Annotated in this window: 21 protein-coding genes and 2 pseudogenes; 16 read left to right on the top strand and 7 right to left on the bottom strand. The window is 66.7% G+C overall.

The genetic code is table 11. The features are described from left to right. Positions 1 to 24: 24 nt before the first annotated feature. The 6 genes from DQW50_RS07500 to DQW50_RS07475 are packed head-to-tail and all read left to right on the top strand — an operon-like array spanning position 25 to position 5,669. Positions 25 to 2,070 (top strand): type II secretion system F family protein, encoded by a 2,046-nt coding sequence (locus tag DQW50_RS07500; RefSeq protein ID WP_112078675.1) that lies wholly within the window; start codon positions 25 to 27, stop codon positions 2,068 to 2,070. After that, complete coding sequence (locus DQW50_RS07495) at positions 2,060 to 2,692, top strand: hypothetical protein (RefSeq protein ID WP_241964372.1); 633 nt, start codon at positions 2,060 to 2,062, stop codon at positions 2,690 to 2,692. Before DQW50_RS07500 ends, DQW50_RS07495 begins: the two co-directional genes overlap by 11 nt. Positions 2,693 to 2,694: 2 nt before the next feature. Further along, positions 2,695 to 3,342, top strand: a complete 648-nt coding sequence (locus DQW50_RS07490) for a hypothetical protein (protein ID WP_112078674.1) — start codon at positions 2,695 to 2,697, stop codon at positions 3,340 to 3,342. Then, positions 3,330 to 4,340: a hypothetical protein gene (locus DQW50_RS07485; protein ID WP_112078673.1), complete on the top strand. Its 1,011-nt coding sequence runs from the start codon at positions 3,330 to 3,332 to the stop codon at positions 4,338 to 4,340. The genes DQW50_RS07490 and DQW50_RS07485 overlap by 13 nt, the downstream gene beginning before the upstream one ends. Further along, a complete protein-coding gene (locus tag DQW50_RS07480; RefSeq protein WP_241964371.1) occupies positions 4,333 to 4,863 on the top strand; it encodes a hypothetical protein in 531 nt (176 codons plus the stop codon). The genes DQW50_RS07485 and DQW50_RS07480 overlap by 8 nt, the downstream gene beginning before the upstream one ends. Further along, positions 4,860 to 5,669, top strand: coding sequence for a hypothetical protein (locus DQW50_RS07475; protein WP_112078672.1), 810 nt, complete (start codon positions 4,860 to 4,862; stop codon positions 5,667 to 5,669). The genes DQW50_RS07480 and DQW50_RS07475 overlap by 4 nt, the downstream gene beginning before the upstream one ends. Positions 5,670 to 5,717: 48 nt before the next feature. On the opposite strand, the gene DQW50_RS07470 is transcribed toward DQW50_RS07475, so the two are convergent. Beyond that, the gene (locus tag DQW50_RS07470; RefSeq protein WP_112078671.1) at positions 5,718 to 7,124 is read right to left on the bottom strand and encodes an archaellin/type IV pilin N-terminal domain-containing protein; all 1,407 of its coding nucleotides are present in this window, start codon (positions 7,122 to 7,124) and stop codon (positions 5,718 to 5,720) included. A gap of 156 nt (positions 7,125 to 7,280) precedes the next feature. Between DQW50_RS07470 and DQW50_RS07465 the strand changes: the two genes are divergently transcribed. Further along, positions 7,281 to 8,207 carry a cation diffusion facilitator family transporter gene (locus tag DQW50_RS07465; protein WP_112078670.1) on the top strand — a complete coding sequence of 309 codons (927 nt, stop codon included), beginning with the start codon at positions 7,281 to 7,283 and terminating at the stop codon, positions 8,205 to 8,207. Positions 8,208 to 8,334: 127 nt separating this feature from the next. Next, a complete protein-coding gene (locus DQW50_RS07460; RefSeq protein ID WP_112078669.1) occupies positions 8,335 to 9,018 on the top strand; it encodes a YqjF family protein in 684 nt (227 codons plus the stop codon). Between the two features lie 36 nt (positions 9,019 to 9,054). On the opposite strand, the gene DQW50_RS07455 is transcribed toward DQW50_RS07460, so the two are convergent. Continuing rightward, positions 9,055 to 10,347 (bottom strand): Glu/Leu/Phe/Val dehydrogenase, encoded by a 1,293-nt coding sequence (locus DQW50_RS07455; protein ID WP_112078668.1) that lies wholly within the window; start codon positions 10,345 to 10,347, stop codon positions 9,055 to 9,057. Between the two features lie 211 nt (positions 10,348 to 10,558). Between DQW50_RS07455 and DQW50_RS07450 the strand changes: the two genes are divergently transcribed. The 3 genes from DQW50_RS07450 (at position 10,559) to DQW50_RS07440 (ending at position 14,033) form a co-directional block, all read left to right on the top strand. Beyond that, positions 10,559 to 11,023: a PH domain-containing protein gene (locus tag DQW50_RS07450; protein WP_112078667.1), complete on the top strand. Its 465-nt coding sequence runs from the start codon at positions 10,559 to 10,561 to the stop codon at positions 11,021 to 11,023. Continuing rightward, positions 11,020 to 12,837: a PH domain-containing protein gene (locus tag DQW50_RS07445; RefSeq protein ID WP_112078666.1), complete on the top strand. Its 1,818-nt coding sequence runs from the start codon at positions 11,020 to 11,022 to the stop codon at positions 12,835 to 12,837. The genes DQW50_RS07450 and DQW50_RS07445 overlap by 4 nt, the downstream gene beginning before the upstream one ends. A 128-nt stretch (positions 12,838 to 12,965) precedes the next feature. Further along, complete coding sequence (locus DQW50_RS07440) at positions 12,966 to 14,033, top strand: phytoene/squalene synthase family protein (RefSeq protein ID WP_112078665.1); 1,068 nt, start codon at positions 12,966 to 12,968, stop codon at positions 14,031 to 14,033. A gap of 49 nt (positions 14,034 to 14,082) precedes the next feature. On the opposite strand, the gene DQW50_RS07435 is transcribed toward DQW50_RS07440, so the two are convergent. The 5 genes and pseudogenes from DQW50_RS07435 to guaB all read right to left on the bottom strand — a co-directional run bounded on the left by DQW50_RS07435 (position 14,083) and on the right by guaB (position 19,124). After that, a complete protein-coding gene (locus DQW50_RS07435; RefSeq protein WP_112078664.1) occupies positions 14,083 to 16,056 on the bottom strand; it encodes a DEAD/DEAH box helicase in 1,974 nt (657 codons plus the stop codon). A 71-nt stretch (positions 16,057 to 16,127) separates the two neighbouring features. Next, positions 16,128 to 16,712 carry a HalX domain-containing protein gene (locus tag DQW50_RS07430; RefSeq protein ID WP_112078663.1) on the bottom strand — a complete coding sequence of 195 codons (585 nt, stop codon included), beginning with the start codon at positions 16,710 to 16,712 and terminating at the stop codon, positions 16,128 to 16,130. A 132-nt stretch (positions 16,713 to 16,844) separates the two neighbouring features. Further along, complete coding sequence (locus DQW50_RS17855) at positions 16,845 to 17,123, bottom strand: TrmB family transcriptional regulator sugar-binding domain-containing protein (protein WP_157964853.1); 279 nt, start codon at positions 17,121 to 17,123, stop codon at positions 16,845 to 16,847. A 157-nt stretch (positions 17,124 to 17,280) separates the two neighbouring features. After that, positions 17,281 to 17,496: pseudogene (locus DQW50_RS18845) on the bottom strand (helix-turn-helix domain-containing protein); the annotation flags it as partial. 140 nt (positions 17,497 to 17,636) lie between these two features. Further along, the gene (gene guaB, locus DQW50_RS07415; RefSeq protein WP_112078661.1) at positions 17,637 to 19,124 is read right to left on the bottom strand and encodes an IMP dehydrogenase; all 1,488 of its coding nucleotides are present in this window, start codon (positions 19,122 to 19,124) and stop codon (positions 17,637 to 17,639) included. Positions 19,125 to 19,664: 540 nt separating this feature from the next. On the opposite strand from guaB, the gene DQW50_RS07405 reads away from it, so the two are divergent. The 5 genes and pseudogenes from DQW50_RS07405 to DQW50_RS18440 form a co-directional block, all read left to right on the top strand. Then, complete coding sequence (locus DQW50_RS07405; protein ID WP_112078659.1) at positions 19,665 to 20,669, top strand: DUF5794 domain-containing protein; 1,005 nt, start codon at positions 19,665 to 19,667, stop codon at positions 20,667 to 20,669. Positions 20,670 to 20,768: 99 nt separating this feature from the next. Further along, positions 20,769 to 20,996 (top strand): DUF5795 family protein, encoded by a 228-nt coding sequence (locus tag DQW50_RS07400; RefSeq protein WP_112078658.1) that lies wholly within the window; start codon positions 20,769 to 20,771, stop codon positions 20,994 to 20,996. 197 nt (positions 20,997 to 21,193) lie between these two features. Beyond that, positions 21,194 to 23,662, top strand: coding sequence for an FG-GAP repeat protein (locus tag DQW50_RS07395; RefSeq protein WP_112078657.1), 2,469 nt, complete (start codon positions 21,194 to 21,196; stop codon positions 23,660 to 23,662). Next, on the top strand, positions 23,659 to 24,630 hold the full coding sequence (locus DQW50_RS07390; RefSeq protein ID WP_112078656.1) for a dockerin type I domain-containing protein: 972 nt from the start codon (positions 23,659 to 23,661) through the stop codon (positions 24,628 to 24,630). Before DQW50_RS07395 ends, DQW50_RS07390 begins: the two co-directional genes overlap by 4 nt. An 84-nt stretch (positions 24,631 to 24,714) precedes the next feature. After that, positions 24,715 to 24,792 (top strand): annotated as a pseudogene (locus DQW50_RS18440) (DUF5795 family protein); the annotation flags it as partial.

The following is a 24,792-nucleotide window of genomic DNA, read 5'->3' as shown; positions in this document are numbered from 1 at the left end:
CGTGATCTCCCGCCGGGAGCTTCGATGAGCCTCGACGCGGGCGTCGGCGGCGACTCGGTCGACGGGGACCTCCTCGGGCAGCTGTTCTACCCGATCTTCGGCCTGCTCTTCGATCCGGACGGCGACCTCGTCGGCGACGTCGAGCGCAAGCTCGCGGAAGCGCGGATGTCCGATCAGGTCGAGATGTACGTCTCCCGGGCGCTCGGCGTGGGCGTGCTGGTCGGCGTCGCCCTCGCCGTCGTCGGGACGGTTCTGGGGTACGGCGTGTTCGCGACCGGATTGCTCTCGCCGGAGGCGCTCTCGCTCGGGATCCCCGTGCCGAACCCGGCGACCCGGGAAGCGATGCGGGCACTCGTGGTCCCGGTGGCGGTCGTCGGCAGCGGCGCCGTCTTCGGGTCGATCGGGTTCGCGACGGGGTTCGGGGGGCTCCTCGCGGTGCCGTACTCGCGGTCGTCGAGTCGGGAGCGTGAGATCAACATGCTCCTCGCCGACTCCATCTCCTTCATGTACGCGCTGTCGGTCGGCGGGCTCAACCAACTCGAGATCCTGCGGGCGATGGCGATCGCGGAGGACACCTACGGCGAGGTCTCACGGGAGTTCCAAAACGTCATCAACGAGACGGAGTACTTCGGGACCGACTACCGGAACGCCATCCGGAAGCAGTCGATGGAGACGCCCTCCGACGAGCTGTCACAGTTCCTCGCGGACATGCTCTCCATCATCAACTCCGGCGGCGAGATGGAGCCCTTCCTGAAGGACAAAAAGGAGAAACACCTCCGGACGTCCAAACAGGAGCGCGAGATGACTCTCGAGACGTTGGAGCTGTTCGGGGAGATGTACATGACGCTCTCGTTGTTCCCCCTGCTCCTCATCATCATCCTCGTGATCATGGGGATGATGGGGGAGTCCGACGACTTCGTGCTGTACGCGACGGTGTACGCCCTCATCCCGCTGACCGGGGCCGGGTTCCTCGTGTTGGTCTCGACCGTCAAACAGGACGAGCCGGGCGACGGTGTCCTCCGACCCGACGGCGGCAGCGATCGGCTCCGACAGACGAGCCGCGAGGGACTGCTCCACTTCGGGTTGATCGAAGCGTTCGTCGGGCGGGCGGGGGTCTTCGACCGGATCCGCGACCGCGAGGGAACCTACAAGACGAAACGGATCCTCGCAGCCCCACACCACTTCCTGCGGGATAACCCGCTTTACACCCTCGCGATGACGATCCCGGCCTCGCTGGCGCTGCTCGCCGTCGCGGTCGTCTCGGGGTCCGCGCCGACCACCGTCGACGGCTGGATCGCCCGCCCGGTCTGGTCGGCGTTTATCTGGGTGTACGTCCCGAGCTATCTGACGTTGATCCCGCTCGCGACGTTCTACGAGTGGGACCAGCGCGCCAAGCGGACGGTCACGGGGAAGCTCTCGGAGAACCTCCGGAAGCTCTCGTCGGCCAACGACACGGGACAGACGCTCCTCGAGTCGGTCCGGACCGTCGCGGATACCTCCTCGGGAACCCTCGCGGAGGAGTTCGAGGTGATCCACGCCAAGGTGAACTACGGGATGAGCCTGCGCGACGCCCTCGTCGAGTTCAACAACAAGTACGCGGTCCCACGGATCGCGCGGACGGTGAAGCTGATCGTCGAGGCGCAGGAGGCCTCCTCACAGATCACGGACGTGTTGACCACCGCGGCGCAGGCCTCCGAGAACCAGGACGACATCGAGCGCGAGCGTCGGTCGCGGACCCGGATGCAGGTGGCGATCATCGTCATGACCTACGTCACCTTACTCGGGGTGATGGCGATCCTCCAGACGCAGTTCATCGACGTGATGGGCGGGCTCTCCCAGGGTGCGGAGGCCGCCTCCGGCAGCGGCGCGGCGGGCGGGGCCGGGTTCGGTGGCGGCGGCGGCGTCGACCCCGACGTGCTCTCGATGCTGTTCTTCCACGCGGTGACGATCCAGGCCGTGCTCTCCGGGTTCATCGCCGGCTACATCCGGAACGCGGAGCTCCTCTCCGGGGTGAAGTTCGCCGTGACGCTGATGACGCTCGCGCTGGGGGTGTGGATCTATGTCGGGTGAGCGACCCCGCCGGGTCGCCGGCGTAGACGGGAGCCGCCAGGCTACCGGTGTGGACGGGAGCCGCCGGGACCGCCGGGGGCAGACCCAGATCGACTTCGCCGTGGGCGCGGGCGTGTTCCTGCTCGCGCTCGCCTTCGTCGTCGCGTTCGTCCCGACGCTCTTCGAGCCGTTCGCCGTCGCCGACTCCGCCTCGCCGCTCGTTTCCGACCGGGTCGCCGACGGGGCGGTCGACCTGTTCGGCGTCCCCGCGAACGCCTCCGGGTCGGCAGCCCTCCACGCGCCGACCGAACCGGGCGTGCTCTCGCCGGCGTGTACCGTCGCGTTCTTCACGGCGAACGCGACGCTCGAGGACGACGCGGGGTGTCCGTTCGACGCCGAGACGGACCCCGACGAGCTGTTCGGGATCGACGGCGACGTCCAGGTCGTCGTCCACGAGCTGAACGAGACCGAGCCGGCGACGAACCCGGTCACAGTCGACCTCGAGACGCGACACGGGGTCGTCGCGGGAGAGTTGCGCAGGTCGAGCGCCGACGCCAGCACGGCGACCGACGGGGTGGCCGTCTCCGGACGCGTCGTCTCGCTCCAGGGAACGCAGTACCGGCTCACGGTGCGGGTGTGGTGACGATGTGGATACCACGACGTGACGACCGCGGACAGGCACACACCCTGGAGGCGTTCGTGGCGGCGATGCTGCTCGTCGCGGGGCTCACGTTCGCGCTCCAGGCGACGGCCGTGACGCCGCTGTCCGCGAGCACGTCGAACCAACACATCGAGAACCAACAGCGGGCGGCCGCGACCGACCTCCTCGAGACGAGCGCCGCCAACGGCGACCTCCGCGAGGCCGTCCTCGACTGGCACCCGGGCAACGCGACGACCGACCCGCCCGGGTTCGACCCGCGGAGCGAGGAGCGGACGTACTACTCCGAGGGGGGGCCGCCGAACGCCTTCGGCGACGCCCTCGACCGGGCGTTCCTCGAGCGGCGGATCGCCTTCAACGTCCACGTGTACTATCACGTCGACTCGACGGGCTACGACGACGCCCCGGTGAAACGACAGGACATGGTGTACATGGGAACCCCGAGCGACAACGCGGTGACGGCGAGACGGACGGTGACGGTGTCGAACGACACCACCCTGTCCGCGTCGGGTTTCGAGGACCGGACGCTGTCGGCGGTCGCGTCGGACCCCGACGAGGCGTTCTACGCGCCGCCCGTCGACGACGGGCCGACCTACAACCACCTGGAGGTGCGCATCACCACATGGCGGATGTGATCCCCCGCGGCCCCGACGGGGGGTTCCGCGACGCCGACCGCGGCCAGCTACTCATCGTCGCCGGGCTCGTGATGGCGGTCTCGCTCGTCGCGCTCGTCGTCCTGTTGAACGCCACGATCTACGGCGAGAACCTCGCCACGCGCGGCGTCGAGGGGGCCGACCGCGAGGCGGCGGACGTCAGGGCGACCGCGGTCGGCGGCGTCGGGGAACTGATCGACGCGACGAACCGGGCGGAACCGAGGAACCACACCGTCGCGAACGACACCGTCGTCGCGGGCGTCGCCGACCTCGACCGACGGATGGCGCGGAGCGACGCCGATCGCGGCGGGACGGTCCATCTCGCCACCGACGGCTCACAGCTCACGCGGGGGACGTACGTCACGACCGACGGCAACGCCACGTCGCTTTCGAACGACACGAACGCGACGGCGTACACCTTCGCCGGTGGGATCAACCGGACGCGGGGGTTCACCCTGGAGCTCGAGGCCGACGAACTGGCCACTACGACCGCGAGCAACGCGTCCGACGACGCGTTCCACGTCGGGTTCGACGGGTCCGCGCTCCCGAACGGCCGGGAGGTGTACGTCTACCGGAACGGGTCGGGCGACGTCGTCGTCGCGACGGGGAGCGACGGGGGGACGCCGACGGTTCGCTGTTCGGTCGCGGTCGACCCCGGCGACGCGGTCCGACTCGACCTCACCGGCGAACGCTTCGGCCTCGCCGACGAACGCCTCGAGGGGAACCGCTGTGTCGGCGTCTGGCCGACGGAACTGGTCACGCCCGCCGACTCCTACGCGATCCGCCTCGCGAACGCCGACGCGGCGGATGGGACCGCGACCGCGACCGTCCGACCGCGGCCGACGGGGGCGGACCCCGACGCCGACCACGACGGGACCTCGCCCGCCGTCTACGACGCGACGGTCGACCTCCGCTACCGAACGGCGGACCTCCGGTTCGAGACCACGGTCCGGGTCGCCCCGGGTGAGCCGCGTGCGTGAGCCCGCCCGTCCGGACGGTCCGACCGGCCCCCTCCGCGGCGACGAGCGGGCGGTGAGCACGACCGTCGGGTACGTGTTGACGCTCGCGATCGGGGCCGCGTTGCTCTCGGGGATCGTCATCGGCGTCGGCGGCGTCGTCGACTCCCAGACCGACCGCGCGGTCCGTGGTGACCTGACGGTTACCGGCGAGAAGCTGACGGCGGAACTCGAGGGCGCGGACCGGCTCGCCCGGCTGGCGGAGGCGGGACGGACCGACCCCGACCTCGACGCCGGCGAGGCGAACGTGACCGCCGCCGTCGACGTCGACCTCCCGACGCGGATGGCCGGGGTCCCGTACACGATCGAGGTCACCGCCGACGCCGTCCGCCTCCGGACGGAGCGTCCGAGCGCGAGCATCCAAGTCCCCCACCGCTCCAGGGTCACGGTCGAGCCGACGACGCTCCGCGGCGGGCCGGTGCGGATCGCCTACGTCGCCGACGACGCCGATCCGAACGCGGGCGTCCTGGAGGTGTCCGAGCGATGACCCGCGGCCGTCGGGGGGCCTCGGAGTCGCGGTTCCGTGCCCCGGACGGGCGGGCGGTCAGCGACGTCGTGGGCTACGTGCTCGTGTTCGCGCTCGTCACGGCGACGATCACGTCGGTGTTCGCCGTCGGGATGGGCGGGCTCGAGGACCGGCGCGACGCCGAGCGGATCGAGAACGTTGAGCGCGCGTTCGACGTCCTCGACGACAACCTCCGGGACGTCGCGCGGCACGGCGACCCGAGCCGCGCGACCGAGGTCCGGCTCAGCGGCGGCGAGCTCTCGTTGTCGTCGACGACGAACGTCACGATAGAACAGGTCAAGAACGGAACACGGGTCGGGAACCACACGACTCGGACGGTCCACGCGGTGACGTACACCCGGGGGGAGACCACCGTGGGTTACGACGCGGGCGCGCGGTTCCGGACGGACGGGGACACGACGCTGTTCCGATCGACGCCCGGGTTCGTCTCCACGGAAGGCGAGCCGAACCGGACGGTGATCCCCCTCCTCCGGACCCGTCCGGGCGACGGCCCCACGGCGGCGGAAGGCGACGGGACGGTTCAGATATCGGCCTCCGCCGGCGTACTGCGCCGCTTCGAGTACCCGGAGGCAGGCGCTGATCCGGACGCCGTTCGGATCCGCGTCGAGTCCCCGCGGGCGGACGCGTGGGAGCGATACCTGGACGAGGCTGACGGCTTCACCGTCGACGAGTCGGCGACGACGGACGGGGAGGTGGTCGCGGAGATCGATCGCGACGAGGTCGTCTACGTCCGCGTAACCGTCGTCGACGTGTCCTACCGGCGGTGAACGGTCGACGGCGCCGGTCCCCCGCGCCGAGGGGGTCCGGCCTCCTCCCTAGTCGAACCGGACTTCGACCTCGTTCCGGCTCACGTGGAGGTACGTGATCGGGCTCTGTCCCGGGCCGCCCGTGATCGTCAGGTCGAGGCCGCTCAGGTCCGTGTCGTACTCCATCTCCGAGGAACCGCCGAGGTCGAGCCGTTCGAACACGAACGCCCCCCTGAGCGTGGGGTTGCCGTTCGCCTCCACGTCCGCGTTCGGCGCGTAGATGACCGCGTCGATCTCCGCGTTCCCGATCCCGTTCGTGTTCTCCGCGACCCCGCCGTTCACGTAGAACTGGGTCCGTTTCGCGTCCACCGTCGACACGGTCGTCCCGATCGTCGGGTTGTTGAGTTCGAGACTGCCGTTGACGTAGTACCGGACCTCGTTGTCGGTCCCGTCGGTGATCTGGAGGTCGTTGCCGCCGATATCGAAGTCGCCGTCGATCGCGATGACGACGTCGCCGCCCGTCGTGTCGAACTCGACGTCGTCGCTCAACGTCACGTCGCCGTCGGCGTGGTAGATCCCCGAGGAACACGAGCTGTTGTCGAAACAGTCGCTGACGTTCTCTCCGTTCGTCGAGGCGTTCTCGATCCGCTCGTCGATGATCGCGGACGGCGACGGGTGAGAGGCGCCGAGTTCGTACTCATCCTCGTGGAGCGGGACGTCCGTGCTCGTGTCCTCGCTACCGAGCGAGAGCGGCTTGTCCAGGTCGACCTCGCCGGGGACCACGAGCCGTGCGGTGGCCGTCCTGTTCGCGTCGTCCTTCGTCACCTCGCCTTCCGCCCGCTGGCTGAAGAAGTCGTACCACCCCTCGTAGTAGTCGCTCTCGACCTCGACGACGACCGTCCCGTTCTCGAGCGGGTTCGACACGTTCGCGAAGACGTCCTCGCCGGCGCCGGTCCGACGGACGACCCCGCTCCCTCGCGAGGGGTCGGACCCGTCCCCCGTCAACTGGACGATGGGGAACGTGAGCGTCTCCCCGCGGTAGTGGTACTCCGGCGGCGACACCATCCGACCGCGGGTGCCGTCCGTCGACCAGACGCCGCCACCCTGGACCGCGATCTCCCGTCCGTCGCCCGTGTAGACGAGCGTGCCGAGCCGGTACGATTCGTTCGTCACGTTCCCGTCGGGTCGTTCGATCCGGACCGTGACGTGGCCGGCGTCCTCGTCGAGCCGGAGGTCGCCGCCGTCGACGGAGCCCAGGTCGAACCGCCTGGCGTTCGTCTCCCCGAGCGCGACCAGGCTGGCCTGCGAGGTGAACTGGGACATCCCGTTCTCGACGCCCGCTGACTGCGCGTCGTCGGTGACGGCCCCGAGCGCGACGCTCCCCGTCGTCACCGTGACCGTCACGGCGGCGATCGTGATCCCCAAGAGGAGCACGGTCCCGATCAGCTCGCTCTGGGCGCGCTCGCTACGGTACATGCCGGCCCTCGACGCTCCAGACGGTTAAACACAGCCCGCCGAGTATCGGATCCGATAGCCGACCGCTGTCGACTCCGGTGGCCGACCGCCGTCGGTCCCGACCGGGCTCCGGGTCGTGACGCACCACTTAACACCGGCGACGAGCGACGTTCCCACATGACTGCTCCCCCCTTCGGCGAGGAGAAGCGTCGGTTCAGGCGGGCAGCCGGGGTGAACGTCCTCGGCAACGCCGCGAAGATCCTCGTCGAGGGGGCTGCGGGGCTCGCGTTCGGTAGCGTGGCGCTTCTGGCCGACGCGGCCCACTCGGTCGCGGACCTCGTCGCCAGCGCGGTCGTGTTCGTCTGGGGTGGGTCGCGGTACGACGCTGCCGACGCGGAACACCCCCACGGCCACCAGCGGATCGAGCCGCTGACCGCGCTCTTCGTCGGCGCGGTGATCGTCATCCTCGGGCTCAACCTCCTGTGGAGCTCGATCGAGGGGATCCGGTTCGGGACCGACGTCCGGTTCAATCGACTACTGCTCGCCGCGTTGGCGTTCGCGCTGGTCGACATGTACGTCCTCTACTGGTACACGATGCGGGTGAACGCGGAGCTGGGGTCGACGGCACTCTCCGCGCTCGCGGTCGACTGCCTCAACGACATCTACACCACCGTCGCCGCGGTGATAGGGGTGTTCGGCGTCTTCCTCGACGTCCCGATCCTCGACCCGATCGCGGGGGCGATCGTGAGCCTGCTCGTCGTCTACCAGGGCGTCGACATCGGCAGGGAGAACGTCACGTACATCGTCGGTGCGGCCCCGCCCGAGGGCGACCGCGAGCGGATAACCGAGACGCTCCGCGAGCACCCCGAGGTCGTCGGCGTCCACGACCTCCGCGTGTTCTACGACGGGACCGACCTGGAGGTGGAGGTCCACGTCGAGGTCGACGGAGAGATGGCACTCCGCCGAGCCCACGAGATCGAGACGGAGCTCGTCACGCGGCTACGCGACCTGACGGACGTCGGGGACGTCCACGTCCACCTCGACCCCTCCGGCGTCGGCGAGTGGAAGGAGGCGGACGACGAAACCCGGGCGAACGACCCCTAACCCCGGTGGCGTGAGCCGGCGACGGACCCCTGGCCCCGGTGGCGTGAGCCGGCGAACGACCCGGCGTCTTCGAGGCCCAGACGCCGTCCGTCGTGTGGGTTATGCCGATCGCGCGCGTAGGATCACCATGTTCGGTCGTCGCTGGCTGGAGATGACGTGGCGCGACGGGCTGTTCGTTCACTGGGCGGTCGATCCGGACGTCGTCGCCGGATCGCTTCCGGAGGCCCTCTCGGTCGCCACTCACGACGGCGACGCGTACCTCGGGATCGTGCCGTTCGTGATGGCCGACATCCGTCCGCGCGGCTTCCCGATCGGGCGCTCGTTTCCGGAACTCAACCTCCGGACGTACGTCGACGGGCCGAAGGGTCGGGGCGTCTACTTCTTCAATCTCGACGCCGCCGACCCGGTCGGCGTCGCGGTCGCCAGGCGGCTGTTCGCACTCCCGTACTACCGTGCCCGGATGGCCGTCGACCGCGACGGCGAGGAGGTCCGCTTCGCGAGCGACCGAACCCACAGGGGCGCTCCGGCCGCGACGTTCGACGCGACCTACGAGACTGCGGGCGAACCGTTCACGCCGGAGTCCGGCACGCTCGCGGCGTTCCTGGTCGAGAACTACCGGTTCTACGCGGACGGACGACGGCTCTACTGCGGCGAGATAGCCCACGAGCCGTGGACGCTGCGGGAGGCGACCGTCGACCTCCGGACGAACACGCTGTTCGACGCGAACGGCTTCGACCGGCCGAGCGGGGACCCGCTCGTCCACGCCGCGGAGCCGCTCACGGTGACCGCGGACCGGATCCGGCGGGCCTGACCACCCGTTCGTCGTCCCCGGGCCGAACCCGATCCCTTACGGGAACAGCCCGCGGTACTCGTGGGCGCTCGCGGTGCGCTCGAGCGCGAGCGTGTACGCGGCGGTCCGGAGGTCGGGGACCGCCCCCTCGTCGTAGCGCTCGATGGTCTCGTCGAACGCGGAGCCGATGCGGCGCTCCAGCTCGACGTTGACCGTCTCGAGCGGCCAGGAGAACTCCTGGGAGTTCTGGACCCACTCGAGGTACGAGACGATGATCCCGCCGGCGTTCGCGAGGATATCCGGCACCACGGGAACGTCACGGTCGGTGAGCACCTCGTCGGCTGTCACCGTCGTCGGGCCGTTGGCGGCCTCGACGATCGCGCTCGCACGGAGGTCGTCGACGTTGTCCGCGGTGATCACGCCCTCGACGGCCGCGGGAATGAGGACGTCGACGTCGAGCGCCAGAAGCTCCGCGTTCGAGACGAGGTCGGGGTCGTCCTCGGTGGGGCTGCCGGCCGCCGTACCGCGGAGGTCGCCGTCGACGTACTCCTCGATCATGCCGCCGGCCTCGACGTGTGCGCCCAGCGCGCCCACGTCCAGCCCGTCGTGGTCGTAGACGGCGCCGGTCACGTCGGAGGTGGCGACGACCCGCGCGCCCGCGTCGTCGAGCAGGCGGGCCGCGTTCGAGCCGACGTTGCCGAATCCCTGGATGGCGATGGTCGCGTCGCTCAGGTCCCGATCGAGGTACTCGAAGAGCTTCTCGGTGACGATCGAGACGCCGCGACCCGTCGCCTCGACGCGACCGGGCGTTCCGCCGATCTCGAGGGGCTTGCCGGTGACGACCTTGGGGACCGTGTACCCCTCGTACATGGAGTAGGTGTCCATCATCCACGCCATCGTCTGCGGGTTCGTGTTCATGTCCGGGGCGGGAACGTCGACCTCGGGGCCGATCATGCGACGGATGCCCTCGGTGTATCGCCGGGTGAGCCGTTCGAGGTCGCGCTCGGTGAGGTCCTTCGGCTCACAGATGACCCCGCCCTTCGCGCCGCCGTACGGGAGGTCGACGAGCGCCGACTTCCATGTCATCCACCCCGCGAGCGCCTCGACCTCGCGCTGGGAGACCGTGGGGTGATACCGGACGCCGCCCTTGAACGGCCCGCGCGCGCCGTCGAACTGACACCGGAACCCCTCGAACACCTCCACCTCGCCCGACTCCAGCTCCACGGGGAGCGTGACCTTCAGCGTTCGCTCGGGGTGTTTGAGTCGCTCGAAGACGTCGTGGTCGACGTCCGCGTACTCCTCGGCGCGGTCCATCTGTGCCAGCATGTTCTCGAACGGGTCGTCGGCCATCGTCCGAGATTCCTCCATGATCGATTATATTCCTTTCGCAAATATTGCGAGAGCGTGTAAATAACACGCATGGGCGGGATCACCTCCGGCGATCCCGACTCGCCGCTCGAGCACTGCTCGAGTCCTGGCCATCCTCCGTTCCGCCGGATCTTATAAGCGGTCGTCGACAACGGTTGACCATGAGCGCTCGACACGCGACGGAGGAGAACCGATGACGGCAGCGCGACTCCATCCACGCGTCCGGGTCGTCTGGATCCTCCGTGCCGTCCTCGCAGCCGCGATACTCACCGCCCCCGTCGCCGGCGGGTTCTACTTCGGGTACCTCCCGGAGTGGGCGCCGGTCGCCGTCGGGGCGACCCTCCTCGCTCTCGGCGTCACCCACGCGTTCCTCCGCTACCGGCGCTGGAGCTACGAGATACGCGAGGACGCCCTCTACCTCGATCGCGGCGTGATCACACAGGTCAAAACGACGGTCCCGCTCGTGCGCATCCAGCACGTCGACTCGCGACGCGGCCCCGTAGAGCGGGGGGTCGGGCTGGCCTCGTGTGTGGTGTACACCGCCGGCTCCCGCGGGGCCGACGTCCGCATCCCCGGGCTGACGCCCGACGGAGCGAGCGGCCTCCGCGAGGAGCTGAAGCGACTGGCGATCCGGGCCGACGGGGAGGACGCGGTGTGAAGCTCGCGCCCCAGTCGATCCCGTACCGCGCGCTCCAGAAGGTCGCCGGGATCGTGGTCGTCCTCTTCTTCGTCGTGAACGACAGCGGCTGGGGGTTCCCGGCGGCCGCCGGCGCCGTCGGCGCGATCCTCCTCGTCGCCGGCGCGTACGAACTGGCGTACTACCGACGGTTCGAGTACGAACTCACCGATGACACCCTCGACATCCGGTCGGGCGTGATATCGCGGCGCGAACGGGAGATCCCCTACCGCCGGATCCAGAACGTCGACGTGAGCCGGAGCGTGATCCAGCGCGCGATCGGCGTCGCCGCCGTCGACTTAGAGACCGCGGGCGGATCGAGTACCGAGGGGTCGATCCGCTTCGTGACTCCCGAGCAGGCCACGCGGCTCCAGCGGGAGGTTCAACGGCGAAAGTCGGCGAGTTCGCCGGCCGAGGGGAGCGACGCCCCCGCCGGCTCGACGGGGCCGGTCGAGGAGGACCTGTTCGCCATCTCGCCGCGCGAGCTCGCGTTGGTCGGGGCGCTGTCGTTCGACGGCCGGCTCATCGGGCTCCTCGTGTTCGCGGGGTCGGGCTCCGTTCCCGTGTTGTCCGGGTTCCTCCCGGACGCCTCGGCGCTCGCGCTCAGTGCGGTCGCGGTCGTCGCCGTCGGGGCCCTGTTCCTCGTCTCGTGGGCGATCGGTGCGGCGGTGTCGTTCTCGAACTACTACGGCTTCCGGCTCTCACGTGCCGGCGACGAACTCCGGTACGAACGCGGGCTGTTCCGCCGGTACAGCGGCTCGATCCCGACCGAGAAGGTCCAGACGCTGACCGTCTCCGACAACCCGGCGAAGCGCGCGCTCGGGTACGCGACCCTCTCGATCGAGACCGCCGGTTACGCGCCCGGACAGGGCGGCGAGTACGGGAGCGAGGCGGCGGTCCCCATCGCGAGGGTCGGTCGTGTGTACGAACTCGCACACGAGATCGAGTCGTTCGGCGAGCCGTCGTTCCGGCGGCCCCCACGGCGGATCCGCTGGCGGTACGCGGTCCGGTACGCCCTCGTCGTCGCCGTCCTCGTCGGGGTCGCCTTCGCGATCGACTGGTACGTGACAGCCGACCTCCCGTGGTACGCGCCCACAGCGCTGCTTCTCGCGGTGCCGCCGGCCGCACACCTGAAGTGGAAACACCGCGGCTACTGGCTCGGGGAGGACCACCTCGCGACGCGAAACGGATTCTGGAGTCGCAGCGTGCGGGTGGTGCCGTACTACCGGATCCAGAACGTGATCGACAGCCGGACGGTCTTCCAGCGACGGTGGAGTGTGGCGACAGTGATCGCGGACACCGCCGGAACCGGCTCGCTCGTCGGTAGCGACGCCGCGGCGGTCGACTTCGACGTCGACGAGGTCGTGGAACTCGAGGCAGCGCTCGGCGACCGGCTCCAGCAGGCGATCCGCGATCGTCGGGAGTCGACGACGTCCTTCGAGTGGTTCGACGACAGCCGCGACGCGGACCGTGAGGGTGATCACGGCAAAACCGACGAGAAGCGCGTCGACGTCCCCGACGACGGCGTGGTCCGGCCCGACCTCTCGACGACGGGACGCGACTACTCTGAGCCTGCCGAGCGCGTCGACACCGGCGAGTACGCGGTCGACCGGTTCCCCTCGGACGCGCCGGTACCCCACCGATCCGAGATGGGGAGAGACGACACCGAGGACGGAGAGGACACCGAAAACTCGGAGGACGGAGACGACACCGAGGACGGAGACGACACCGAGGACGGAGACGACACCGAGGACTCGGAGGGCGGAGATGACGCGGACGACGGCTCGGAACGCTGAGAGGGAGTTCACGCCGGCCGAACGAGCCCGATCGTCCCATCGACCACGGGTGTCGACGTCGGTCGGTCCGCCTTCGAGGCGTCCCGCGAGGCTTTTTTATGGGTCGTGCCGTAAGGACGGGTAACTGAATGAGCGGACGAGAACACGACACGGCCGAGCCCGACCTCCAGTGGTGTCACGGGGCGGTTCAAGGCGTGTCCCGTACCTTCGCGTTGACCGTGGACGTGTTGGAGGAGCCGATGGCCTCGCAGATCTGTCTCGGCTACCTCCTCTGTCGAGTCGCCGACACCGTCGAGGACGCGGGCCACATCCCGCCGGAGCGACAGATCGCGGTCCTCGAGACCTACCGGGCGGCGATCGATCCCGACGCGGGGACCGACATCGGGGACTTCCGGGCGACCGTCGACGAGTGGCTCCCCGCCCCGGAGGAGCGGAACGCGGACTGGGAGGTCGTTGCCCGGTCGCCGACGATCGTCGCGACCTTCGAGGACTTGGAGCCCGAAGCGCGCGAGGCGATCGTCCCGCCGGTCCTGGAGATGGTCGACGGGATGGCGATGTTCGTCGACCGCCACGCCGAGGAGGGCGGGCTCCGGATCGGCGACCGCGACGAGCTCGAACAGTACTGTTACTACGCCGCCGGGACGGTCGGGAACCTCATCACGAACCTCCTCACGCGCGGCGAGGTCGGCGAGACGCGCGCGCGTCGACTCCGCGAGACCGCCGAGGAGTTCGGCCTCCTCTTGCAACTCGTGAACGTCTCGAAGGACGTCTACGACGACTTCACCGAGGAGAACAACGTCTACCTCCCCGCGAAGTGGCTCGAGGACGAGGGCGTCGACCAGGACGCGGTGATCGACCCCGAGAACCGCGAGTCGTCCGCCCGCGTCGTCGGCAGAACCGCCGAGTACGCCCGGTCGTTCCTCGACGACGCCCAGGCGTACCTCGAGACCATGCCGCTTTCCCACGGTAACACGATGGAGGCGTGGACGGTCCCGTACCTGCTCGCGGTCGGGACCCTCCGGGAGCTCCGCTCGCGACCCGAGGACGCGCTGACCGAGCGCGGAGTGAAGGTGTCCAGACAGGAGGTGTTCGCGGTGATGGCCGTCGCAGGCGAGGCCGGCCGCGACTCGCTCGCGGAGCTCAGAGAGACCATCGCGAACACGCCGTACCACCGGGCGGTCGAGCCCGCGGACTGAGACGGCCGGTCGGCTCACCCCCCCCGACACGTTTCACGCCGTCCACGACTCAGATCCGACTCCGGGCCCGCGTCACCGCCGGCACCGAGACGCCGATCGTCTCCGCGAGCGCCTCCGCTGTGCTCAACAGCCACTCCGCGCGCTCGACACGCGAATCGAGGTCGCCCGGACCGATCCGGTACGCCTCCACCAGTTCCTCGACCGTCGCGCCGCCGATCCACTCGTCGAGGATCCGCGCGGTCTTCACCGACTCCAGCCATCCCTCGAAGTCGGCCGGCTCGCCCATTCCGGTCGTCAACCGTGCGGCGTTCGCCCGGGCGAACCGGTACATCTCCGCGCGCTCGCGGTTCCCAAGGTAGGTGTCCTGCATGTCCGGCGTGTCACAGATCACCTCGAGGACGGTGAGCGTCGTGGCGTGTTCCATCCCGACTGCGGTCCGGAGTCCCTCGACGATCCGCGCGCCGGTCTCGGGGCGGACGTACTGTCTCGAGGTGGTCTCTCCGACCGGTGTCGCGACGATCCGGTAGGTCTCGGCGTCCCCCCGCCGCCGGACCATCCCCGCGTCGACGAGGTCGTCGACGGCGACGGCGACGGCGTCGGCCAGCCCGCCGGCGCCCGTCTCGCGCGCGTAGAACGTCCCGTCGAAGACGTCGAGGATCTCCGCTTCCGTCTCCGCGAACCCCGTCGCGATCGCCGAGAGGACGTGCGTCCGGAGCGAGGCGGGGTCTGCGAGCGTGGACTCGACGGCCTCGGGCTCCCCCTCGACGTATCGCTCCACCAACTCCTCCCGGGTCGACGCCTCGCCGACGAGGACCGCCTCGCCGTGTGGGTCGAGCCCCGGTCGACCCGCCCGGCCACACATCTGGTGGACCTCGAGCGTCGGCAACCACTCCATCGACGAGCCGGTGTACCGTTTCTGGTCGCGGACGACGACCCGCCGGGCCGGGACGTTCACGCCCGCCGCGAGCGTCGGCGTGGCACAGATACACGCGACCTCGCGGTCGCGGAACGCCGCCTCGACCGCAGCACGGTGGTCGGCGCGGAGCCCCGCGTGGTGGAACGCGACGCCCGCCCGGAGACACTCCGCGAGTTCCTGGCCCGTCACCGTCCCGTCGATGTCGGCCACGTCGTCGCCGACCGCCGTCGCGGCGTCGACGATCCCCATCCGTTCCGCGAGCCCGTCCTCGGCGAGCCGCTCGGCGAGCGTCGCGGCCTCCGCCCGCGAGCGGACGAACGCCAGACACTGGCCGCCCCCCGCGACCGCGTCGACGACGAGGGCGGCCGTGAGCTCCGTCGCGTCGGGGCCCTCATCGGCGTCGTCCGCCCCAGCAGGGACGGGCTCGGCGTCCGAGCCGTCGACCTCGACGTGGCGTGTCGTGCCGTCGTCGAACGCCACCTCGCTGTCGACACAGACCCCCGTGCGGAGGTCGACGGGCCGCCACGTCGACTCCACGAGGGTCGCGTCGAGCCAGTCGGCGATCTCCTCGGGGTTGTCGACGGTCGCCGAGAGCGCGACGACCTGTATCGCCGGGTTTCGCCTGCGGAGCGTCGCGAGCGTCACCTCCAGGGTCGGGCCGCGCCGCTCCGCGCCGAGCAGGTGGACCTCGTCGACGACGACACACCCGAGGTCGTCGACCCACTCCGCGCCGTTGCGGATCGCGGAGTCGACCTTCTCGCTCGTGGCGACCACCACGTCGTGGCCGGCGAGTTCCTCGCCGGTCGCGTCGAAGTCGCCCGTCGAGATCGCCACGTCGACGCCGGGCAACGCCGCGAACGTCTCGTACTTCTCGCGGGCGAGCGCGCGAAGCGGACAGACGTACAATCCCGGCCCGTCGGCGGTCAAAAGCGCCGTCTGCGCGATGAAGGTCTTTCCCGACGCGGTCGGAACCGCTGCGACGACGTTCGCGCCGTCACAGACCCCGGCCTCGACGGCGGCGACCTGCGGCGGGAACAGCTCGCGGATCCCTCGATCCGCGAAGTGGTCGACGAACCGATCGGGAAGCGGCAGGGAACGGACGCGCATCCGACCGTGGGTTCGGCGTGACCGTATTTAAATAGTGCCGCGGACGGTTACGGGACGGGGTTCGATACGGCTCACTCCTTGGTGTCGAACTCCCTGAAGAGCCCCTCGAAGTCGTCCGTCTCCGTGACCGCCTCGAGCGAGCGGTCGACCTCCTCGCGGAGTTCCTCGATCCGTGCGGTCAGCTTCTGGTACTCCTCGTTGTCGGCGAGTTCGCTGGCGCTCTTTTCGGCCTCGAGCATCGCCTTCTTCGAGGTCAACGAGAACAGGTTTTGGACGCCGCTATCGTACGTTCCACGTCGGAGGAGCCCTTCCACGGTCTCTTTGAGGGTCTCGCTCGCGACCGGTTTGACGAGGTAGTCGTCGAAGCCCATCTCGAGGATGTCGAAGTCGGGTTCGACGGCGGTCACCATCGCGACACGGCAGTCGATCCCGCGTTCCCGGACCGCTGTGAGGACCTCGTCTCCGGAGAGGCCGGGCATCCGCCGGTCCAGAAGGATCGCGTCGACGTCGTCGTCGAGTTCGTCGACGGTTTCGAGCGCCTCGTGACCACCGTACGCCGTCCGAACCCGGTACTCGTCGCCGAGCCAGGCGGCGTACAAGTCTGCCAGATCGGGTTCGTCCTCCACGATGAGGACGAGCGGCGGTTGTTCACTCATGGGTCACCCGAGCGACGACGAGTTCGCTCACACGTTTCGTCTCGCCGCGGACTATATTAAAATACCTCTTCGATCCCGACAGAGAACCGTGGCCACCGTGGACGCGCACGGGTACCGGACGTTCAGACCCGGTCACGCGTCGACCCCACCGAGAACTGTCTCTTCGGGTCCGTCGTATCCCGTGACGGTTCGGTCCGCGATGGCGACGAAGGGCGTCGGAAGCATCCGGTGACGGACCTCGGTCGCGACCCCCTCGTACTCCGTCGGGGCCTCGTCGTTGCCGTCCGCCGTGTGGATCGAGGCTTTCACTATCGCCCCGTCGTGGGCGGTCGCCAACGACTCTCGAAGCGCGTCGACGTTCTCCGGCGTCACCGCCACCTGTATCCGTTTCGCCCCCGGTGATGGCCTCACGCGCGTGCTCGAAGACCGTATCGAACCGGGTGACGATGTCGATACGGTGGTGCTCTAACCCCGGGGCCTCCCAGCGCGTCTCGAAATCGTCGGCGGCCTCGGGGAGCTCCTCCGCGCGCCGTCTCAACTCCGAGAGGATGGTGTCGGGTTCCGACGCACGGGTCCGAAGCGTGTCGCCGTCGTCCGTCTCGACGTATCCCTTCTCCTCGAGGTCCCGGAGGACGTCGTCGATCCGCGCGGCGGGGACGCCGCTTTCGTCCGCGAGCTCAGTCGCGCTCGCCGTATCGAACTGGCGCAACGCGGTGTACGCCTGCGATCGGTATCTGGAGAGGCCGGCGTCACGCAACACCCGACACAGCTCGGATGCGTCCATGTCTCCGTACAGAGGTAGGTAGGCATTAAGTCCAACGCGTGGGATCCCGCCACACACGCGCGGGAAGCGGTCACACAACACGTCCACGGGGAGCGGTCACACCACACGTCAGCGGGGAGCGGACACACTCCGCCGAGTACTCACTCCGTGGGGCTGTAGTTCGGCGCCTCGTCGGTGATCATCACGTCGTGTGGGTGGCCCTCCGTCTGACCGGCACTGGAGACGCGGACGAACCGGGCGGTCTCGTGGACCTCCGGGATCGTGTTCGCCCCGACGTACCCCATCCCGGAGCGCATGCCGCCGGTGAGCTGGTGGAGCTCCGAGGCGAGGGTTCCCTTGTACGGGGTCGCCGCCTCGACGCCCTCGGGGACGAACTCCTCGTCGCCGTCGTCGTCCTTGAGGTAGCGATCGCCGCCGCCGGACTTCATCGCCCCCACGGAACCCATCCCGCGGTACTGTTTGTACTTCTTCCCCTGCATGGTGATGACGCGTCCCGGGGCCTCCTCGGTGCCGGCGAAGTACGACCCGAGCATGACCGCGTCGGCCCCGGCGGCGATCGCCTTGATCGCGTCGCCGGAGTAGCGGATCCCACCGTCGGCGATGACCGGCACGTCGTGGTCGCTCGCCACGTCCGCGACCTCGGAGACGGCGGTGATCTGTGGCATCCCCGCGCCGCTGACGACGCGAGTGGTACAGATCGACCCCGGCCCGATGCCGACCTTGAGCCCGTCCGCGAAGTCGACGGCCGCCTCGGCGGCCTCCCGCGTGCCGACGTTTCCGACGACGACGTCGGCCTCGACGGTCCCCTGTATCGCCTCGGCGGATTCGAGCACGTTGAGGTTGTGTGCGTGCGCACAGTCGATGAAGACCACGTCGGCCTCGGCCTCGTCGGCGGCGACGGCGCGCTCCTCCTCGAAGGGGCCGACGGCCACGCCGACGAGCAGGCGACCGTCCTCGTCGCGGGTGGCCTGTTCGTGCTCGCGCCGCTGTAGCACGCCCTGCATCGTCACCAGCCCGACCAGGTGGTCGCCGCCGTCCACGACGGGGACGCGCTCGATCTTGTGGTCGTACATCAACTCGAGCGCCTCGCGGGCGTCGACGGACTCGGGGGCGGTGATCACCTCGTCGGTCATCGCCTCCCTGACCGCGTCCTCCTCGCCGACCTCGAGGTACGGGCGGATGTCCGTTCCGGAGATGATGCCGAGGACGACGTCGTCGTCGTCGACGACGGGCGCGCCGGAGACGCCCTCGTGTTCCATCAGCCGGTCGGCCTCCCGTACCGTGTCGTCCGGCGACACCGTGACGACGTTCTCGCGGCGGATGACGAGCTCGTGGGCGCGTTTGACGCGTTCGACCTCCGCGGCCGTCTCCTCGACGGTCATGTTCCGGTGGAGCACGCCGAGACCGCCCTCGCGGGCCATCGCGATCGCGAGGTCGCTCTCGGTGACCGTGTCCATCGCCGCCGAGAGGACCGGGAGGTTCAGTTCGACGTTCTTCGAGACGCGGGAGGAGAGGTCCGCGTCGTCGGGTTCGACGCGGCTCTCCATGGGACGGAGCAGTACGTCGTCGAACGTCAGTGCTTCCGGTACGTCGAGTTTCGCCGAGAACCGGTCGGAATCTGTCGCCATGTAAACCGTCGTGAGAGCGGAATCAAAAACGTTGCGAGTCAGCACGGATGTGCTGTGAATTCACATTCGATCGCGTCTGGTTGATCAGGATCGTGGATGGATCCGGTTCGGCGACACCGGTGGCGACCGGCGGTCGCCGTGGAGTCGATGACCGCGTTCGGATAATCGTGATCTGGATCGCTCCTCATAGTATCTGTTTACCGGCGTATCTTCGAATAGTACGAGAGATCACCTACGATCCTTCACCCGGATATATAAATATAGATTTCAAAACGACCGGGTCGTGCGATCGTTCCTCACACAACGTTTAACCCACGCGCAACACGTACTACGGGTATGGACTCCGACAGTCCCGTGAACGTGCGTATCGCCGGCCAGCCGACGCTCGAACTCGGCACGCCCTTTACAGCCGGCAATACGCACACCGTCTTTACACGGACTCGTCGGACCGAGGTCGGCTCCGACTCCGATGGCTGGATCGGTCATCGGAGGTCGCCCGCTTCCCGCCGTGTGCCCCACGGTCACGGGCATCATCCCTGAATGAGCGTCTCACGTCACCCCGTCGCGCTCCGCTTAGAGCAGCAGGTGGGTGGCGCGACGAAGCTACTCGCGACGGTAATGGCGTTGCCGCTCGTCGACGGCATCTTCCCTGCGCTCGTCGTCGCCGGCGTGCTCGGATCGGCGGCGGGCGTCGTCGAGACCGGGATCCTCATCTTCGGCGGCTCCGCGATGATCGCCGTGATCCTCGCGGAGATGGACGGCACCCGCCGGGAGATGGTGGTCTCGATCCTGCTCATCGGCGCGGTGATCGTCCCGGTCGCAGCCATCGAAGCGGCGTTCGCGCCCACCCTCCGCGGGTTCCTGGAACTCGCCATCTTCGAGCGGTTCGCCGGGCTCGTCATCCTGTCCATCGCCGCGAAGACCGCCAGTGCCGAGTTCGGCAAGTACCTCCCGAGCCCCGCGGTCATCATCGGCTTGGGGCTCGTCGCGAGCTTCGACCCGACCGGCTTCGCGATCGAGACGTCGACGGAGTACGTCGTGAACGGCACCGCCGCCGCTGTCATCGGCGTCGGCTTCGCGCTCTCGGTCGCACTGATGTCCCCGCACCTGCGCGGCCGCGTCGACATCGACCGGTTCCGGTTCGGGTCGGCCGTCGCGCTCGGCGTGCTCGCGCTTCCCATCCTGTTGCGGCCGTTCGGCCTGATGCAGACGGAGGTGCCCATCGCGCTGGCGGTGCTCGGCGTCACCGCGCTGTTCGCGTACGACCCGAACGCCGACGGCGTCGGGGCTCCGGACGCGTCGGACGACACCGACGAGGGCGACGATCCGGCGGACGTCGACGACGGGGGTACTCCCGACGACGGCTCCGGAGCGGACGCCGTCGATCCGACGGAGCCGGAACCGACCGATCCGCCGTTGGACGTGCCGGACGCTCCCGGGGGTCCCGTCGACGACGTGGCGGTGACCGCGACCGGCGACGACGGGGACGGCGAGGAGCCGTCGACCCCGTTCACCGAGGACGACTCCCGCGCGCCGTGGCTGTGACACGGATCGCGTCACCGGGCAGTTCGTCTCGCCACGATCCGTCCGCGCGGTCCCGACCGGCTTGACGGGTTTTAGGTAGCTCCGTCGCATAGGTCGGGTATGTCAAATCGCGTCGTGCAGGGTCGGATGGTGACGCCGGAAACGCTCGCGGAACTGGTCGAAGGGGAGTCGGTCCTCGAAGCCGAGGACATCGCCGATGCCGACCGCGAGTGTCCCGACTGCGGCGGCGACGTCATCAGCGTCGGGTACATGCCGAGCGTCACGGAGTTCGTCACCGGGTACAAATGCCAGGAGTGCTCCTGGAAAACTACAGACCGGGACGAATAGGGCCTCATACCGACAGGTTTGGGCTCTCTGCTGGTGCGAACACAGTACTACACGCGGACCTAGCTTCGAACTCCGAGTTATGATAATAGCTCCCACCGGCTGGTATAATATCATTAAACACACATATTGATGGTCCTGATAAAATGTTGACCGTATAACAATATAGGATCCACAGAATAAAGATACGGAATTTCCGTATGAGCGAGCAGGACAACTCGGGGATCAACACAGGGAAAGTACGAACGGATAGTACGGGGGCATCGTCTGAAGCGCTACAACGTCGTAGCCTTCTCCAAATACTGGGAACGATCGGTGCAGTTGGATCGACAGCACAGGGTGTGGGTGGTACAGCTAGCCAAACCGGGAACTCAGCCACCACACAGCAGTCGATCATATCCCAGACGACGAGCGACTGGAGACAACAGACGAAGCTGTTTGCCGATGATGGTGAGAGCGGTGACTCTTTCGGAAAGTCGGTCGCACTGACGGCCGACTCTGTTTTGATAGGGGCACCAGGAGAGGGTTCAGCGTACGTGTTCAGACGCTCAGATGGCGTCTGGACACAGCAGGCGAAACTTATTGGTGACGACGGCGATGGTAGTACCCAGTTCGGCGAGTCGGTCTCACTGGACGGTGAATTTGCTCTTATTGGAGATCCGGCTGGAACAGGCTCAGCGTATGTGTTCAGACGATCGGATGACACCTGGACACGGCAGACAAAGCTCACCGCCGATGACGGTGATGAGGGTGACGAGTTTGGTACCTCGGTCTCGCTGGATAGTGAGATCGCTCTGATAGGAGCGTCTCGTGACACGGTTTCGGGTGATACTGAATTGGGGTCGGCGTACGTGTTTGAGCGATCGAATGGTACGTGGACACGGCAGGCAAAGCTTGTCTCCGACGAAGAGGGTTTTCAGTCCGAATGGTTCGGAACCTCAGTCGCAGTAGATGGTGAGACCGCTCTTATCGGAGCTCCGGTTGAGTACGATTCCGAAGTGGGCTCGGCGTACGTATTCAGACGGGCAGACGGCGTGTGGACACAGCAGGAAAGACTCGTCACCGACGAGGCTTATCTCGACAGGAGGTTTGACCGTTTCGGTAGCTCCGTCGCTCTTGACGATGGGACTGCGCTGGTAGGGTCCGCGGGGTATAACTCGGAAGCAGGCTCGGCGTACGTGTTCAGACGGTCAGACGGTACGTGGACTCAGCAGGCAGAACTCGTCGACGACGATTTAGTAACCGGTGACCAATTCGGAGCGTCGGTTGCGCTGGATGGAGACAGTGTCTGTATTGGAGGCGAGGCAATGGGCGCAGCGTACGTTTTTAGGCGGATAGATGACACCTGGACACAGCAAGCGAAACTCGTTGTCGACAATAGCGATGATCTCGAAAGGACAAGCACTTGGGTTGCGCTTGACGGGAAGGCTGCCTATGTAGGGGTTCCGGATGACTCGGACTCGAGTGGTGAGGAGGTGGGTTCGACATACGTGTTTGACAGGGGTTTCACTGAGTTTGAAACAGCCGTGAAGTCGAAACTCGGTGTGGCAGAGGATATCGATGAGGTGGCTATCTACCTCTCAGAGCTGGAAGACGTGAAATCGGTCATTTCGGGACACAGGGAGTCGCTCTACGACGGTGAGATCCACAATGAGGTCGCAGAAGATGCCACCACACGACTCAGGCTTGGCGAAGAGATCTCACACAATCTGTTGATCAACACCAGCGACGAGACGGCGATAGAGGGCGTAGAAGAGGCGAATATCGCCGTCGATACGACACGGTTCTCGATCGATCTGGGAGTTTCGCTAGCGTTGAGCCAACTCGCACTCGTCGACGTCGTCGCGGACTCCCGATTCGGCTACCTCATTCCGAACGCAGATATGCTTCGTCAGAAACTGGATACGGCGATCGGGGAACTGATTGGCTACACGTTTTCCCAGGCGATGCAATGCGAAGCTCTCTCGGAGATCAACTCTATCGTTCAGGAGGGATACGACAGGATCCTCGATGCTGAATTCGACGATTTCGAGAGCTTTTTTGTCTTCATCTCGGATAGCGTTTCGGCGACTGTAGCAAACCTCACCATCATGCAAACCATTGAAACGGGAGGTGGATTCGTCCCCCGCAGTGGACCCGAGTTTACCCTCATTGATTCGTTTGCTAACGTCGAAAGTAGCTTGGACTACCTTAACAAGGAGCTGAAAGCCGAATCCCTCGTTAATCAGGGCCTCGACGGAACGAAACAGGGGATGATGGACGCACACGACGACGCCGAGGAGCTACTTGATCAAATAGCCTCCACGGCGGATACGTTCCTTTTTGAGCTGAACGAAAGAATAGACATTCCTGGAATTCTCGAGAACGTATTCGATCTCATTGATGGAATCCTCAATGGCGATGCCATTTCAACGGTGGATGCCGTGACCCTCGTCTCGCTGGGTCTCTTGCCAAAAGCGTCCTTGGCTATAACTACAGTTCAGATCATCGGAAAATATGTTGGAGAGTTCTCGATCCGTCTCATGATGACGACTCACGCCTGGGGAATTGCTGGCATCCAACGCGGAGATCCGATATCGCTTGCGGATATCGATACTCTCGTACCAGATATTGATAGCGTACTGGAAGGTCTTGATCCGACAGAGGATCGATGGGGTGAGTTCGCATGAGTACCTCGCCCGAGACCCTTCTAGAAACACTTTCTTCCGAGTTGTCGAACGGAGAGTTTGAATCGGCTCGTTCGACGGCGACAGAGCTAGAGGAGAAATATCGAACTCGTCGTGGAGACGAGGTCGTACGGATCCAGCAGTCACGGGCGCTGTATCTTGCTGTCAAACAGGAGGGTGTATCGTTAGAGGAGGCCTCAAAGCTGAACGAGTTTTCTGGGCTGGGCGGTGGTACACAGTTCCTTCGGGCGCTATTGCTAACAGTGGTAACTACGGTAGTCGAAACACATGAAGAGCTAGTAGCTGAAGAGAGACTTGTGGCGGTGACTGATGTCGCACAGGCCCTTATTGACGAATTGTTGGACGCAGAAAAGCGACTTGTAGAAAAGACTTCCTCAACGCAAAAAGTGATTGACACATCCGAAATCCCGCCGTCAGTGCGTCTTACTGTCGATTCAGTCGATCGACGATCGATCTCTGTAGATGAAGAGACCGCAATCAGGACGACGGTCACAAATGTGGGTGAGGCGACCGCCGATGGTGTTGATATACGGATCGGATCTACCAATGGGATTACTCCTGATACTGAGAGCCACACGATTGGCGCGCTGGGTGCTTCTGAAAAAGTTGAATTCAGCCTCCACGTCGTCGGAGACGGATCCGGCAGTCAGTCAGTCGATCTGCGAGTCCATTCGGACAACGCAGGAACGGATCTCGCCACAGTCGTCCTCACGGTTCAAGAAGAGCGTCTCTCACCTATCGGTAACTTCGAAAATTCGCCAACCGACCCCGACGGAGACGGTCTGTACGAGGACATCAACGGTGACGGCAGGTTCGATCTCGTTGACGTCCAAGCGCTATTTGCCAATCTCGATGATGAAACTATCCAGAACAATCCAGAGGCCTTCGATTTTAACGGTGATGGCAGTGTTGACATTGTTGACGTCCAACAGCTATTTACTCAACTCTGAAATCGCCCCCCTCAACCAAACCCTATCGTTGACTGACTCAGGATACACTCTTTGTCTCTCGGGCAACCAGTGGCAGGGGCTAGCGGCGACGTCATCAACGTCGGGTACATGCCGAGCGTCACGGAGTTCGTCACCGGGTACAAATGCCAGGAGTGCTCCTGG

It is taken from the genome of Halorubrum sp. 48-1-W (genome assembly GCF_003287355.1).
Lineage (GTDB): Archaea > Halobacteriota > Halobacteria > Halobacteriales > Haloferacaceae > Halorubrum.
The sequence above is the reverse complement of the archived record's forward strand: the minus strand, read 5'-3'. Positions and strand labels throughout refer to the sequence as shown.